18 protein-coding genes are annotated in these 13,801 nt (G+C 64.9%); 11 read left to right on the top strand and 7 right to left on the bottom strand.

Going from position 1 to position 13,801, the window contains the following annotated elements; all coding sequences use genetic code 11:
* The 4 genes from ACXJMY_RS30820 to ACXJMY_RS30805 form a co-directional block, all read right to left on the bottom strand.
* Nucleotides 1-275: response regulator transcription factor (locus ACXJMY_RS30820; RefSeq protein WP_456623111.1), on the bottom strand; the 275-nt coding region annotated here is incomplete at its 3' end.
* Nucleotides 276-329: 54 nt separating this feature from the next.
* Nucleotides 330-1,553, bottom strand: coding sequence for an ABC transporter permease (locus ACXJMY_RS30815; protein ID WP_456623110.1), 1,224 nt, complete (start codon nucleotides 1,551-1,553; stop codon nucleotides 330-332).
* A complete protein-coding gene (locus ACXJMY_RS30810; RefSeq protein ID WP_456623109.1) occupies nucleotides 1,550-2,275 on the bottom strand; it encodes an ABC transporter ATP-binding protein in 726 nt (241 codons plus the stop codon). Before ACXJMY_RS30810 ends, ACXJMY_RS30815 begins: the two co-directional genes overlap by 4 nt.
* Nucleotides 2,272-3,702 carry an efflux RND transporter periplasmic adaptor subunit gene (locus tag ACXJMY_RS30805; protein WP_456623108.1) on the bottom strand — a complete coding sequence of 477 codons (1,431 nt, stop codon included), beginning with the start codon at nucleotides 3,700-3,702 and terminating at the stop codon, nucleotides 2,272-2,274. Before ACXJMY_RS30805 ends, ACXJMY_RS30810 begins: the two co-directional genes overlap by 4 nt.
* A 597-nt stretch (nucleotides 3,703-4,299) precedes the next feature.
* Between ACXJMY_RS30805 and ACXJMY_RS30800 the strand changes: the two genes are divergently transcribed.
* From ACXJMY_RS30800 to ACXJMY_RS30770, 7 genes are all read left to right on the top strand, one after another.
* On the top strand, nucleotides 4,300-4,953 hold the full coding sequence (locus ACXJMY_RS30800) for a response regulator transcription factor (protein ID WP_456623107.1): 654 nt from the start codon (nucleotides 4,300-4,302) through the stop codon (nucleotides 4,951-4,953).
* A 162-nt stretch (nucleotides 4,954-5,115) separates the two neighbouring features.
* Entirely contained in the window at nucleotides 5,116-5,517 is a 402-nt protein-coding gene (locus ACXJMY_RS30795) for a curlin subunit CsgB (protein WP_456623106.1), read from the top strand.
* A 122-nt stretch (nucleotides 5,518-5,639) separates the two neighbouring features.
* Entirely contained in the window at nucleotides 5,640-6,032 is a 393-nt protein-coding gene (locus ACXJMY_RS30790; protein WP_456623105.1) for a curlin, read from the top strand.
* Nucleotides 6,033-6,058: 26 nt separating this feature from the next.
* A complete protein-coding gene (locus ACXJMY_RS30785; RefSeq protein WP_456623104.1) occupies nucleotides 6,059-6,469 on the top strand; it encodes a curlin in 411 nt (136 codons plus the stop codon).
* A 78-nt stretch (nucleotides 6,470-6,547) separates the two neighbouring features.
* Nucleotides 6,548-6,985 (top strand): curlin, encoded by a 438-nt coding sequence (locus tag ACXJMY_RS30780; RefSeq protein WP_456623103.1) that lies wholly within the window; start codon nucleotides 6,548-6,550, stop codon nucleotides 6,983-6,985.
* A 23-nt stretch (nucleotides 6,986-7,008) separates the two neighbouring features.
* A complete protein-coding gene (locus tag ACXJMY_RS30775) occupies nucleotides 7,009-7,299 on the top strand; it encodes a hypothetical protein (RefSeq protein ID WP_456623102.1) in 291 nt (96 codons plus the stop codon).
* 233 nt (nucleotides 7,300-7,532) lie between these two features.
* A complete protein-coding gene (locus ACXJMY_RS30770; RefSeq protein WP_456623101.1) occupies nucleotides 7,533-7,982 on the top strand; it encodes a hypothetical protein in 450 nt (149 codons plus the stop codon).
* A 14-nt stretch (nucleotides 7,983-7,996) separates the two neighbouring features.
* On the opposite strand, the gene ACXJMY_RS30765 is transcribed toward ACXJMY_RS30770, so the two are convergent.
* Together ACXJMY_RS30765 and ACXJMY_RS30760 are read right to left on the bottom strand one after the other, a co-directional pair.
* Nucleotides 7,997-8,263 (bottom strand): hypothetical protein, encoded by a 267-nt coding sequence (locus tag ACXJMY_RS30765; protein ID WP_456623100.1) that lies wholly within the window; start codon nucleotides 8,261-8,263, stop codon nucleotides 7,997-7,999.
* Between the two features lie 316 nt (nucleotides 8,264-8,579).
* On the bottom strand, nucleotides 8,580-9,422 hold the full coding sequence (locus tag ACXJMY_RS30760; RefSeq protein WP_456623099.1) for a GNAT family N-acetyltransferase: 843 nt from the start codon (nucleotides 9,420-9,422) through the stop codon (nucleotides 8,580-8,582).
* Nucleotides 9,423-9,545: 123 nt separating this feature from the next.
* Between ACXJMY_RS30760 and ACXJMY_RS30755 the strand changes: the two genes are divergently transcribed.
* Entirely contained in the window at nucleotides 9,546-10,250 is a 705-nt protein-coding gene (locus ACXJMY_RS30755; RefSeq protein ID WP_456623098.1) for an SDR family oxidoreductase, read from the top strand.
* A 294-nt stretch (nucleotides 10,251-10,544) separates the two neighbouring features.
* Nucleotides 10,545-11,372, top strand: coding sequence for an outer membrane protein (locus ACXJMY_RS30750; RefSeq protein WP_456623097.1), 828 nt, complete (start codon nucleotides 10,545-10,547; stop codon nucleotides 11,370-11,372).
* 64 nt (nucleotides 11,373-11,436) lie between these two features.
* Here the strand turns inward: ACXJMY_RS30750 and ACXJMY_RS30745 are convergent, their stop codons facing one another.
* Nucleotides 11,437-12,498, bottom strand: coding sequence for a serine hydrolase (locus ACXJMY_RS30745; protein WP_456623096.1), 1,062 nt, complete (start codon nucleotides 12,496-12,498; stop codon nucleotides 11,437-11,439).
* 286 nt (nucleotides 12,499-12,784) lie between these two features.
* Here ACXJMY_RS30745 and ACXJMY_RS30740 point away from each other — a divergent pair, with 286 nt between their 5' ends.
* Nucleotides 12,785-13,168, top strand: a complete 384-nt coding sequence (locus ACXJMY_RS30740; RefSeq protein ID WP_456623095.1) for an ArsR/SmtB family transcription factor — start codon at nucleotides 12,785-12,787, stop codon at nucleotides 13,166-13,168.
* Complete coding sequence (locus tag ACXJMY_RS30735; protein ID WP_456623094.1) at nucleotides 13,168-13,659, top strand: SRPBCC family protein; 492 nt, start codon at nucleotides 13,168-13,170, stop codon at nucleotides 13,657-13,659. The genes ACXJMY_RS30740 and ACXJMY_RS30735 overlap by 1 nt, the downstream gene beginning before the upstream one ends.
* The last annotated feature ends 142 nt before the right edge of the window (nucleotides 13,660-13,801 follow it).

Raw genomic sequence — 13,801 nt, 5'->3', positions numbered from 1 at the left:
GGCGTGGGCTTCGCGGCGGGGGGATAGCCCTTGGCATTGGCCAGATCGCGGCGCAGCGACCGCGGCGCCGACTGAAGCGCGAAGATGATCGCGATCTGGGTTCGGTTATGGAGCCGGTATTTGCGCATGATGTTGCCGATATGCGCTCGCACCGTATTCTCCGAGATCTTGAGCTCGTAGGCGATGTTCTTGTTCTGCATTCCGCGCGCGATAAGCATCATCAGCTCGCGCTCACGCGGCGTCGGTGCAATCAAATCTTTCGGATCCGGGCTCATGACTTGCTCCTCCCTGGCTTTTGGTTTCGATGTTGTGACCACCCCAGCATGGTCTCACTCCGTCTTGAGTGCCTCGATTGGACTGAGCTTGGACGCCTTGTGTGCAGGATAGAAGCCGAAGATGAGGCCGGTCGCGATCGAGAAGGCGAGGGCGAGACCGATCGCCTCGCCGTCGATCGAGGTGATCCACCCGGCCATGCGCGCGACCGTCATCGACAGCGTGACGCCGCCGAGAACGCCGATGGCGCCGCCGAGCAGGCAGAGCACGAGCGCTTCGCAGAGAAACTGGAGACGGATGTCCCGCATCCGCCCGCCGAGCGCGCGGCGGATGCCTATTTCCCGGGTGCGCTCGGTCACCGACACCATCATGACGTTCATGATGCTGATGCCGCCGACCAGCAGTGAGACCGAGGCGATGGCGACGAGCAGAAGCGCCACGGTGCGGATCGCACCCTGCTGCGCTTCCATGGCCGCAGCCGGATCCTGGACCTTGAAGTCGTCCTCCTGACCGGCAACGATCCGATGCCGCTGCCGCAGCAGGTTCTCGATCTCGGATCGTGCCCCCTGCATCTGACCGTCGGCGGCCACCTTCGCAATGATGTAGGCGACCGAATCCCGGTTGATGTTGCTGGCGCTGCCGAGGAAGCGCAGCTTGGCCGTGGTGAGGGGGACGAAGGCGACATCATCTTGCGCGGGTCCCTTGCGATCGAGCACGCCGACCACTTCGAGCGGGACCTTCATGATCCTGATCTGCGCGCCGATGGGATCATCGCCCGGCGCGAACAGCTCGCGCGCGACGGTGCTGCCGAGGATCACGACTTTGCCGGCGGCGGCCTCTTCGGCATTGGAAAAATAACGTCCGGACGCGAGCTGCCAGTCGCGCACCATGAAGTGCCCGGTCGTCGTGCCATTGATCGTCGTGTTCCAGTTCTTGCTTTCGTGGATGATCTGGGCCGTTCCGGCGATCGAGCCGGCCGCGGCCTGGATTTCCGGAATCTGCTCGAGGATGGCCTGCACGTCGCTTTCGGTCATCGTCAGCTTGGAACCTTCCTTGAGACGCACGCCGCCCTGGAAGACGGCGCCGGGCGTGATCATCAGCACGTTGGCGCCGATCGAGCGGATCTGCTCCTGGAGGCGAAGCTGCGCGCCGGACCCGATGGCAAAGACCGTCACGATCGAGGCGACGCCGATCACGATGCCGAGCATGGTGAGAAAGCTGCGCAGCGGGTTGAGCCGCAGGGCGTGCAGGGCGATCTGAAACCCCTGAAGCATCGTCATGATGCAACGCTCCGTTTCGGTAGCAGCGGAGCCAGCGTTTCGTCGCTGACGAGCTCGCCGTCATGCAGGCGGATGGTGCGCCGGCACTGGGTCGCGATGCCGGGATCGTGGGTAATCATCACGATGGTCTGGCCGGTCCGGTTGAGTGCGGCAAACAGCGCCAGAATCTCGGCGCCGGTGCGGCTGTCGAGTGCGCCGGTCGGCTCGTCCGCGAGCACGATCAGCGGAGAGGCGATCAGCGCGCGCGCGATCGCGACGCGCTGCTGCTCGCCGCCCGACAGCTGGCGCGGAAAGTGATGCGCCCGATGCAGCATGCCGACGGCTTGCAGGCTCTGTTCGGCGCGCGCGAGGCGCTCCTTGCGGCCCACCCCGCAATAGACCAATGGCAGGGCGACGTTCTCGATCGCGTTGTGGCGCGCGAGCAGGTTGTAGGACTGGAACACGAAGCCGATGCTGCGGGCGCGCAAGGTTGACCTGCGGTCTTCCGAGAGGTCGGCGACGTTCGCTCCCTTGAGATAGACCGCGCCCTCGTTCGGCAGATCGAGCAGTCCGATCATGTTCATCAGCGTGGACTTGCCGGAACCGGACGGTCCCATGACGGCGAGGATCTCGCCCTGATCGATGTCGAAGCTGACATTGCGTACCGCAGCCACTGCGATCCCGTCCGTGCGATAGGTCCTGCCGACGGATCGGAGGCTGATGAGGGGCAGGGTGGCTGTCATGATCCGAACCTGATGCCGAGAAATTCCATGCCGGCCGGCCGGATCGCCTGTCCGACCGCGACCTGGCTGCCCTCGACCAATTCCCCGCTCCTGAGCGCGACCTGTTCGGTGCCCGCCGCTCCGACAGTCACGGGGATGCGCTGAAGCGCGCCGTTGGCGGTCCGCACCCAGACGCCGTTGCGTCCGGGGGCTGCGTCTGCCCGCGCGCCCTGGGGCTGGAAGCGCAGCGCGGCCAGCGGCACTTTCAGCACGTTGTCCTGCTGCTCGATCACGATCTTGACCAGGGCAGTCATTCCGGGCAGCAGCGCGCCGTCGAGATTGGAGGTCGACAGGACGACCGTATAGGTCACCACGTGCTGTTGGTTCTGCGGCGCCTTGCGCACCTGCCGCACCGCCGCCTCGAAGCGGCGGTCGGGATAGGCATCGACCGTGAAGTGAGCGCGCTGGCCGGGCGCGATGCGCCCGATATCGGCTTCGTCGACCAGGGCGTGGATTTCCATGTCCTCCAGGCGGTGGGCGACCACGAAGGTCGTGCGGGACTCGAGGCCGACCGCGAGCGTCTGGCCTTCGTTGACGAATCTGCCGACCACGACGCCGTCGATCGGCGAGCGGATCACGGTGCGGTCGAGATCGGCCTGGGCCGCCGCGAGGACGGCGGCTTTCTCCGGCACCGCCATTCTGGCCTGGTCCAGCTCGGCCTCGATCCGGCGGACGTCGGCGCGGGCGCCGTCCACCGAGAAGGCATTGAGGGACATCATGACCTCGGCCTCGCGCTCCTGGGCCACACGCGCGGTGAATTCCGTCTGCGCGTCGTCGACCGTCGACGTTGCCACGACATTTTGCGACTGGAGCGCCAGCTTGCGTTGCAAGGTCTTCTGCGCCGACGCCTTGACCGCCTGGGCGCTGTCGAGCTTGGCGACGAGGACGTCCCTGCTGCCCTTGGCGTTTTGCAGATCGATCCTGGCGCGATCGAGCTTGGCGCGCTGGATGTCGACCAGGGAGTCGGCAACCGCCAGTGCTGCTTTGGCTTCATCGACCTTGGCTGCGAAACTACGGGGATCGATCAGGGCAAGCGGCTGGTCCTTGCTGACGGTGTCGTTGAAGTCGACATAGACGCGGGCGAGCTGTCCGGACAGTTGCGAGCCGACCTCGATCGTCTTGACGGGTTGCAGGGCGCCCGTGACGGTGACCGTCTGCTCGATGCTGCCGCGCTGGATTGCGGCGTAGCGGAACACTGGCGCATCCGATCCGAAGGTCGGGGCTTCGCCGCCGCCGGGCTTGAGGAGTTGCCTCGTCGATTCATAGGCGCGGCTCGCGCCGCCCGCGGCGCTCCCGGCAGCACCCGCGACGACGTCCGGCACCGCGCCGTAGATCGCGGCGAGGCCGCATGCAGTTCCAAGCAGGACAATGACTGGCACAAATCGCATATCAAAACCGCCTTCTTGAAATGACTTTGTTAGCGGAAATGCCAAATATCGCGTTATGGTTGTATTTCACCCAAGGTAGCGCCGTCTCGTCAGTGTGTCGGCGTTGATGGTGCGACGGACGGGTGCACTCCATGATCCAAAAGTAAAAGCGGGCGGCTGCAAGCTTTTGCAACTTGCACGGATCGCATACCGAGCGTATTCAAAACGAAGCGCGYGGTATCGAATTCGACAGCTGACTGAACGCCTCGTCTGGTCAGGCCCAGGCGGCTGGCCAACGGCGTTCAAGTTGGCGGACGGGTGGCGACGCCATGACGCAGCCGGCGATATCAACGCCACGACGCCTGATTGCCGTAGTCCTGTTACGGCGTTTCGCCGTGATGCTGCAAACGGCGACGTCGACTGCCTCCGATCACGAAACCCGATATGTGAACGCCTTCACTCGTCTTGAGCGCGTGCTGGCCGTAAGAACTCGCATCGGCGGGCCGACACGACTCGGCCGATTCTCGCCGATGGATTCAAGCACCTTGTTATCGCTTGCAAGAACAATGGACAGCTCGTTGCTGGATCATCGAGCGCCAAGTTCGGGAGTCTTTTGCAATGAATTCAAATCAAGCCACAGTTTATGTCGTTGATGATGAAATTCAGATACGGAACGCGATCGGAAGCCTTTGCGAGGAGACCGGACATCAGGTGAGGCTGTTTGCCTCGACGGACGAATTCCTCGCCGAGAGTCTGTCTGACGGACCCTCATGCCTCGTGCTCGACGTTCGCTTTCCCGGTACGTCGCCAACCGGGCTCGAGCTTCAGCGCAGGCTCGCCGAATCCGGCGTGCCCATACCGATCGTCTTCATCAGCGGTCATTCGGACGTCCGCGTATCCGTCGAGGCCATGAAGCGCGGCGCGGTCGAGTTTCTGCCAAAGCCCTTCCGCGAACAGGAGATCCTCGATGCGATCCGGCACGGCATCGAGCGCGATCGCCGGCGGATGGAGCGCGAAGACGCGGTGCGCGCGGCGCGCCAGCGCGTCGAAACGCTGACGGCGCGGGAGCGGGAGATCATGCTGCTGATGGCCGAAGGCCTGGTTGCCAAGCAGATCGCAGCGAAGCTCCAGCTCAGCGAAGTGACGGTCAAGGTACATCGCGCCAGGATGATGCGAAAGCTCGAGCTGCGCTCGCCGATCGAAGTGGCGAGATTGATCGACAGCATGGCGCACGAGACGGCGCGGAGCGCTGCGGGACAGTCGCAAGCCTAGTGCGAGCGGCGACTTTTCGCGCAGCGTCTAGTCCGTACCGACTAGCATGAACAGCAGTCTATCGCATGGAGCACGATCGGTTCAGAGTCATCCCACGATGTCGACCTCCTTCAGACCGGCATCCGAAACCAGTCAGACAACTTGGCCAGAAAGGGATACTCCATGCGCAAATTGTTTTTTGCTTCCGTTGCCGTGTTCGCTCTTTCCTCCGCGGCCCAGGCCGCCAACACCTCGACCACGGTGCAGGTCGGCATCGTGAACGCGTCGAGCGTCACGCAGAACGGTCTCACCAATGACAGTTCGTCGACCACGCAAGTCGGCATCCTGAACGGTGCGTCCACCATGCAGGGCACGAGCTCGGCCTCGCTCAACAACGCCAGCTCCGTGAACCAGATCGGCGTGCAGAACTCGGCGGCCACCGGCCAGGTGGCCTTCGGCAACAACAGCAGCGGGATCACCCAGAATTCGTTCGGGCCCCCCGCGCTTCAGAACAACTCGGCTGCCGTCGGTCAGCTCAGTGTTTTCGGCGTCAACACCAGCGGCGTCTCGCAGACGGCGCACTGAACCAGCCCCTGTTTGGCCGGGCGCGTCACAGCGCGGCGCGTCCGGGCCATTCTCGCAAGCACCGCAATCAGGCCGGTGGACCAGGTAAGGGATCCCACGCCGACTTTCGCGGAGGAAATGACATGCGGACCAGATTTCTCGTTGCGACGATCGTCACGCTCAGCGTGCTGACTGCTGTCGATGCCCAGGCCGGCAACTCGGCCAGCGTGCTTCAATTCGGCACGACGAATACCTCCTTCATCTCGCAGAGCGGCGGCACCAACAATAGCGCCACGACGCTGCAGTTCGGCGCGACCAACCAGGCGACGACCTTGCAGATGGGCTCGCTTCTCACCGTCAATACTTCGGTGATCGGGCAGGGCGGCACGACGGCGACCGCGACCAACACGGCGCTGGCCGGCCAGGTCGGCGGCTCCAATTCGAGCCTGATCGGACAGATCGGCGCGAACAACACCGCCGGAGTGGGCCAACTCGGCATCCTGAACGGCTCGACGATTCTCCAGCAGACTCCGTGAGCGCATCTCCAGTGGCGAGGCATGTCATGAAACACCTTCAAGGCGTCGCGTGTGGCGCACTTCTCGCTCTCTGTTGCGCAGGCGCCGGATCGGCCGGTGCGCAGACCGCCGATATCAAGACCATCGTGTCGGTCGGCGGACCGCCCGTCGTGCTCAACCAGAACAGCCAGCTCAACATGGCCGGCGTGTTCATGATCGGCGGCAGCACCAGCGCGACCGTGGTCCAGCACGGCACCAACAACGCCACCGGGATCCTGCAATTCGGCGGAACGAATTCGGCGTCGGTCGGGCAGGCGGGCATGAACAACTTTGCCTTTGTCGGCCAGACCGGCCAATCGGCGACGAGCGTCGTGTCTCAGCTCGGCGCCATGAATACGGGGGCCATCGCGCAATTCGCCGCGATCAACTCGTCGACGGTGACCCAGAACAGTCCGTGAGACGCCTGCGGGCGCGTTGACCTCAAGGTGCGAAGGGGAGCGGCGATGCGACGCGGCAGGCAGGTCTTGAGACAGGTCTTGAGCAAGCTCTTGGCGATGACGGCGGTGCTCGCCGTCATCGGCGCGGCGACGGAGGCATCCGCAGGCTCGGTCCAGCGCGGCGTGACCAACAGGAATGTGAGCATCGAGACGATCGTGGAGTTCGGCAACGACGTCCAGCCGGTCACGATCGAGCAGAACAGCCGCATCAATATCGCACGGGTGATCCAGATCGGGACGGGCACCGTCGACGCGACGATTGTCCAGACCGGGATGCGCAACCAGGTCGATGTGATTCAGGTCGGTAGCACCACCAATGCGCTGATCGGCCAGTCAGGCCTGAGCAATTTCGCCAATATCACCCAGGTCGGCAATTCGACCAATGCGCTCCTGCTTCAGGTCGGTGACATGAACACGGGAGCAATCAGGCAGTTCGGGCGTTTCAACTGGCTGGCCATATTCCAGTTCGGACGATGATCGAGACGAAGAAGAGGTGTGATATGAAGTTCCTCCTGCTCGCATCCGGAATGAGCCTCATGACCGCAATTGCGATGGCGCCGGCCGGAGCCGGCGAGTCCGGCGACGGCCACACCACCGTGGTCCAGGACGAAAACGGGACAGCGGTCATCACGCAAAGCGGCGATCCGGCGCAGGCCGAGGTCCGGATCGACAAGGAGCCGGGCCGCACCACGGTTTATCGCCGCAGCGGCGGCAACACCGCGATCGTGTCGCAGGGCACCGGAAATGCCAAGGACATGCTGGATTGGCTGCGCAAGCAGCAGGGCCACTGACGCGCGACGGCCCATCGTCCGTGCGGATGATGGGCCTTGCCGGACCTCTGGTTCCGCGGGTCGCGCGCCGGAACGAGCCCGAAATGGCCGAGGCGCGCGTTCTGCCGCACCATATTCCCTGTTAATCCCGTGCCTTAACCAACAATTAATTATACGTTTGCGGGCGGGCGATGGCCCGGCCTAGCGTGCAGTGGGGAGCCGCTATCGCCAAGCCAAACGAGTTGGTGCGTATCATGACGTTCAGAACCCATGGGGCGTTGCTCGCCTCGCTCAGCGCAGCAGCGCTGCTCCTTAGCTCCAGCGACAGTTTTGCAAGACCCGGCGGCGCCGCGCCGCATGGCGTGGTGGGCGCAGCCGCGCCTCCGGCCACAGCACGTGCGCCGATCGGGCCGGGCGCCAGGTTCCACCGGCGCAACAATCCCTTGGTCTATTGGCCGGGCGGCGGCGGATTCTTCTACGACGGTGCGAACTACAGCCAGCCCTTCGTCGATGCCGGGCAGCCGGTCTCCAACGACGTGCGCTACACCTACACCTACGACGTTCCCTGGGATTGGGCGCATCGCTTCCCGCCGAACGTGGTGCAGTCCGATCGTCCCTATGTGCCGAGCTGTCCTACGGAGTCCGTGACAGTGCCCGGCCGCGGCGGCGGCGAGCACACCGTCAACATCATGCGCTGCTACTGAGCGGCGCCGCCAGGTCAGAGAATGCCTGCCGCGGCCGCCTTGTCGCGGTCGGACTGCTTCTGCCTGACGGTGGCGAGCTCGCGGCTGCAGGCCGCGAAAGAGGTCGTGTCCGGGCGCAGCCCGAACTGGCCGCAGACGTCGCGGTCCTCCTCGGCGATGATCCGCGCGAGGTTGGCGACGGCCTCTTCCCGCATCATGGGTCCCGAGATGAATATCGCGTGCAGCCCATAAGCTACCACCGCGGCCATCAGCACGGCAGAGGCGATTACGGTGTGCGGCATGTCCGCGTCCGCGGACGGAGGATGGGGGGCTTTGCTGGTTTCAGTCATGGAAATCTCTCTCATTGAAAAGCGAAATATTGCCTGACAATAATCACGACAGCCGAGCCGATGCGGACGCCTCGACGGCGAGGATGCCCGCGCGCATTGCACCCGCAATGGTGCAATCGCAGCCGGGAGCTTAGCACCCCGGCGCGGCCGACTGTGAGAGTCAGGCCACAAAAGCCAAAGTTTCAATTCGCAGTTTTGACCGCGGATCGGCGCAGCCGGTGGCTGCGCGCACAGCGCGGCCGGGGTCGAGCAGCGATCGCGCGGCCAGCTAGCCCAGCTCAAAGCTGGTGACACCGAAGACGCGGTCGATCCGCAGCGGCGGGGTGGGTCCGGTATACATCCGCGCCGTCTCGAACACCGGCTTGAGGCCGAGCGACTGCGCGAGCGCGATCGCCTCGCGATTGACCGCGGGGAGATCGAGGAAGATCTCGCCGCCACCCGCGCTTGCCAGCAAGGCCTGCACGACCGCCTCTGCCGCGGCCCGGTCGTCGGCGACGAGCGGGCCGATCTTGTGGCCTGTCCGGCACGGACGGATCACGCCCCATCCGGCGAGCTTACCGTCGCGCAGCAGCGCGCGGCCGAGATGGCCGGGCGTGTTGATCCAGGCGCGCAGGAAGGCGCTGCGCGGGGCCGGAAAGACGGTCGCGTCGTCTGCTTCGACAAGCGCAAGCGGGATCGTGTCGAGCCCGACGACATCGGCGGGCGGCCTGGCCGGTGCGTCGGCGACACCGCCATAGCGGATATTGGCGTGAGCAAGCCGGAAGCCGGATTTCTTGTAATTGGCCTGCTGGGCCACGACGCCGTCGAGCCCGATCACGCGGGAGCCCGCATGCGCGATCGCCGCGTCCCAGATGCGCAGGCCGTGGCCCGCGCCACGAAAACCGTCGCGCACGATGTAGAAACCGAGGAAGGCGAAGCGGTCATCATAGTTGACGCAGGACACGGTCGCGACCGGCTCGCCGTCGATCTCGCCGACGAAGAAGCCCTGCGCGTCGGGAATCGCAAAGCAGGCCGCATCGGAGAGGCCCGGATTCCAGCCCTCGGCCGCCGCCCAGTCGATGGCGAGGGAGATTTCCTCGGAACGCAGGTTGCGGATCTGCAAATTGCTCATCTTACAAGTCGCTCATGACGGATGCCTTCGACGGTGGACCTGTCGGCAAGTCTGGCTGTAGAAGGCCTCATGATAGGTCGGGCCTGCGGCTCGCCTCAACGGTATCACAGGGGATGATCGGTCATGGCAGCAGAGAAGGTCGCACTCGTCACCGCCGGCGGCAGCGGCATGGGCGCGGGGGCTGCGCGGCGGCTCGCGGCCGACGGTTTTCGGGTCGCGATCCTGTCGTCCTCCGGCAAGGGTGAGGCGCTGGCGGCCGAGCTCGGCGGGATCGGCGTCACCGGCTCGAACAAGTCCAATGACGATCTGAAGCGCCTCGTCGACGGTGCGCTTGCCGCGTGGGGTCGCATCGACGTGCTCGTCAACAGCGCCGGCCACGGGCCGCGCGCGGGGATCACCGAGATCACCGACGAGCAGTGGCACACCGGCCTCGACACCTATCTGCTCAACGTGATCCGCCCGACGCGGCTGGTGACGCCGGTCATGCAGGCGCAGAAGGCCGGCGCCATCATCAACATCTCGACCGCCTGGGCGTTCGAGCCGAGCGCGATGTTTCCGACCTCGGCAGTGTTCCGCGCGGGGCTGGCCGCCTTCACGAAGATCTTCACCGACACCTATGCCGCCGACAACATCCGCATGAACAACGTGCTGCCGGGCTGGATCGACAGCCTGCCGCAGGCGGATGCGCGCCGCGACAGCGTGCCGATGAAGCGCTACGGCAGGGTCGAGGAGATCGCCGCGACGATCTCGTTCCTGGCGTCCGATGGTGCGGCCTACATCACGGGCCAGAACATCCGCGTCGACGGCGGGCTGACGCGTTCGGTCTGAGCGTCTTCGACGAGAGAAGATTCGAAGCTCCATTTCCGCGCGCTTGCCCTGGCGCGACACGGGCGTGCCTTGCGCGCCGCTGCCTGGTGCTGCGGCGTGCGAAATGCGTGGCACTTCGGTCACACACGTCACACTTCGCACGCGGTGGACCTCACACTACGTCACAGTCCCTATGAACTTCGCCGCAGCCCAAGACGGCACGGGGCCGGCAGCCTATCCCCGGTCTGCGCCGGATGCCTTTCGCCCGCGCGCATTCGAAACGCGAGTTTTGTCGCGTGGGGCAAGGAGACTGGAATGAAGACGTTTTTGCTGGCGGTTGCTTCAATCGTGTTGGGCACCGCATCCGTGCAGGCGGCCGACCTCGCCGCGCAGTACACCAAGGCGCCGGTGATGGCGCCGGCCTACAACTGGACCGGCTTCTACGTCGGCGGCAATGTCGGCGGGCAGTGGGGCAGTGCCGATCCGACCACCTCGACCGTGTTTGCTCCGGCCGGCTATTTTGCCGCCAGCAGCGTCCCCGCCATTGGCGCCGTCGGTGCCCAGAGCGTCAACAGCTCCAGCGTGACCGGCGGCTTCACTGCCGGCTACAACTGGCAGGTCAACCACGCCGTGCTCGGCCTCGAAGGCGACATCAACTATTTCGGCTTCAAGGGCAGCGCGAGCGGCTCGGCGCTCTATCCCTGCTGCGCCCCGACCGGCTTTACGGTGTCGTCGCAGGTCTCGGCCGACTGGCTTGCCACTATCCGTGGCCGCGTCGGCTTCCTCGCGGCTCCGACCTGGCTGCTCTACGCCACCGGCGGCGCGGCCATCGCGGAAGTGAAGGGCAATTTCAATTTCACCGACACGTTCGCAGCCGCGACCGAGTCGGGCACGATCCGCGACACGCGCCTCGGCTGGACCGCAGGCGTCGGCGCCGAATATGCCTTCGGCGGCGGCTGGTCGCTCAAGGCCGAATATCTCTATGTCGATCTCGGTCGCGCCAGCGCCACCAGCACGAACCTGGTTAGCGGCGCAACGCAATATCCGGGCAACGTCTACACCCACTCGGTCGACCTCAAGTCGAACATCGTGCGTGTCGGCGTCAACTACAAGTTCGGCGGACCGGTCGTCGCCAGGTACTGAGCTTCATCCCGTTCCGACCTGGCGTGGAAAGCCCCGGCACAGCCGGGGCTTTCTGTTTTGAAATTCAGCCGGCGTGCGAGGACACGAGATGCACCAGCGCGGGCAGGATCTTGTAGCGCGCGATCTCGTGCGGATATTCGCCGCGATTGGCCAACAGCACGATGCCGATCCGATGCGCCGGAACGAGGCCGATATAGCCCGATGCGTTGTTGAGGCCGCCTGGCTTGTCGACAACGGTGAGACCGGGAAGGTGCACGGTCTCCCAGGCCATGCCTTGTCCGAATTTTGCGTCGACGCGGAAGGTTTCGTGCTGCGTCATCCGCAACGCCTCGCGCAAATGCGGGTCGATCGAGCGGCCATCGACGCAGGCCGCCACGAATGTCGCGAGATCGCGCGGGGAAGAAAACATCTGGCCGGTGCCGGGGATATCGAAATAGCTCTGCTGGTTGCCGGGCGGCCCGATCGCCATGCCCTGATCGGAATAGCCGTGCGCGACGCGCTGCGTCCAGGCCTCGTCCATGACGGCGCGGTTGTCCGGCCCACGTTCGGGCACGCAAGTTGCGGTCATGCCGAGCGGCTTGAGGATGCGCTGTTCGAACAGCGTTGCGATCGGGGTGCCGTAACAGCGCTCGAGCACGAGCTGAAGCAGCACGTAGCCGGCATGGCTGTAGATGCGCTGCCGGCCGGGCGCTTCGCCGGCCTGCGGGCTCCATGCGTTGAGCATGTCGACGAGCTGCGCGCGCGTGAAGGAGTCGTTCGGCCAGGGCGGATGATCGGTCGGCAGCAGCAGTCCCGACGTATGCGTGGCGAGCTCACCGACGGTGACGCGGCGGACGTAGTCGCCGTCGAGCTCGGGCATGTATGTCGTCAGAGGATCGTCGAGCCGCAGCTCGCCGCGGAGCGTGCCGAGCGCGACCAGCGTCGCCTCGAACGGTTTTCGCAACGAGGCGAGGTTGAACAGCGTGTCCGGCGTCACCGCGCGCCGGGTCGCGTCGTCGGCAAAGCCGTAGTTGAAGAATTCGACGTGGCGGCCGGCGTAGAGCGCGGCGGCAAGGCCGCCCGGCTGGTCCGGTGCCGCGGTCGGCGCCAGCTCATTGGCGACGATGTCGCGCATCTGCGCGATCATGTCGGAATCCGCAGATGCTCGGCGCGGCCGGGCGAGGGCGATCGCGAGCGGAACGAGCGCGGCTCGGGCGAGAACTCGCCGGGTGAGGTGTGGTGAGATGACAACAGGTGGCACGTGCTCTGACGATTGATGCGATACGCCCCCGTGATTCCTTTAGCGGGGAGGCCCCGGTGTCCCAATTCACGATTGCGCGTTGTGGGTTCCACATCGGCACCCCAGGGAAAATACTTAGCTTATGAGCTAACAATTATTGACGCCGGTTGGTGGCGGGCCTATAGTTAGCTACATGGCTAACCAACTATCCCGGCTCGATCAGATCTTCGCGGCGCTTGCCGACCCGACAAGGCGGGCGATCGTGATGCGGCTATGCGCCGGCGAGGCGTCGGTCGGTGAGCTCGCAAATCCCTTCGACATGGCGCTGCCGAGCTTCATGAAACATATCCACGTGCTGGAGACGAGCGGCCTCGTTCAGTCGGAGAAGTCCGGCCGCGTGCGCACTTGCCGCCTCAGTCCGGAGGCGCTCGTCGGCGCGGAAGACTGGTTCCAGCAGCAGCGCGCGATCTGGGAGGGGCGGCTCGATCGGTTCGAGGCCTACGTGTTGAAGCTCAAGAAGGAGAGGGCGGCAGCTAAGCGGCCGTCCCGAACAACCAAACGGAAAGGTGACGAGTGATGACGAGTTCTGCCAACCCTGCTTTGTCGCAATGGTCGCTCGACCGCGAGATCGTGATGTCGCGCGTGATCGACGCGCCGCGTGATCTGGTGTTCGAGGCGTGGTCCGACCCGAAGCACCTGCCGCAATGGTTCGGGCCGAAGGGCTTCAAGCTCGAGACCTTCGAGATCGACGTGCGCGTCGGCGGCGTCTGGCGCTTCAACATGATCGGCCCCGACGGCACGGTCTATCCGAACCGCATGCGCTTCCGCCGCATCGAGCGGCCTTCACTGATGGAGATGGATCACGGCACCGACCAGGACGAGGATCCCGGCATGTTCCGCTTCACTGTCACCTTCGCCGAGCAAAGCAACGGCAAGACCGTGCTGATGATGCGGCAACTGGCCTCGAGCACCGAGCAGCGCGACGGCATGATCGGGTTCGGCGCCGTCGAATACGGCTACCAGACGCTGGACAAGCTCGCGGCCTATGTGGGCGGGATGAAGGGATGAGGCGAGGGTCGTTCCGGGTCGCCGGGCCGGCGACCCTGGGACGGCCCGCAGGTTCCCGGCCTGTCTTCCGCAATTATGACAGTGCCGTCACGCAAATTTTTGTCGCCGCGGACGACTCGAATGTGACAGTATTGCTACCGTT

This window comes from Bradyrhizobium sp. P5_C12, assembly GCF_054049735.1.
Note: the sequence above shows the minus strand (reverse complement) of the source record. Positions and strands in the feature narration are given on the sequence as shown.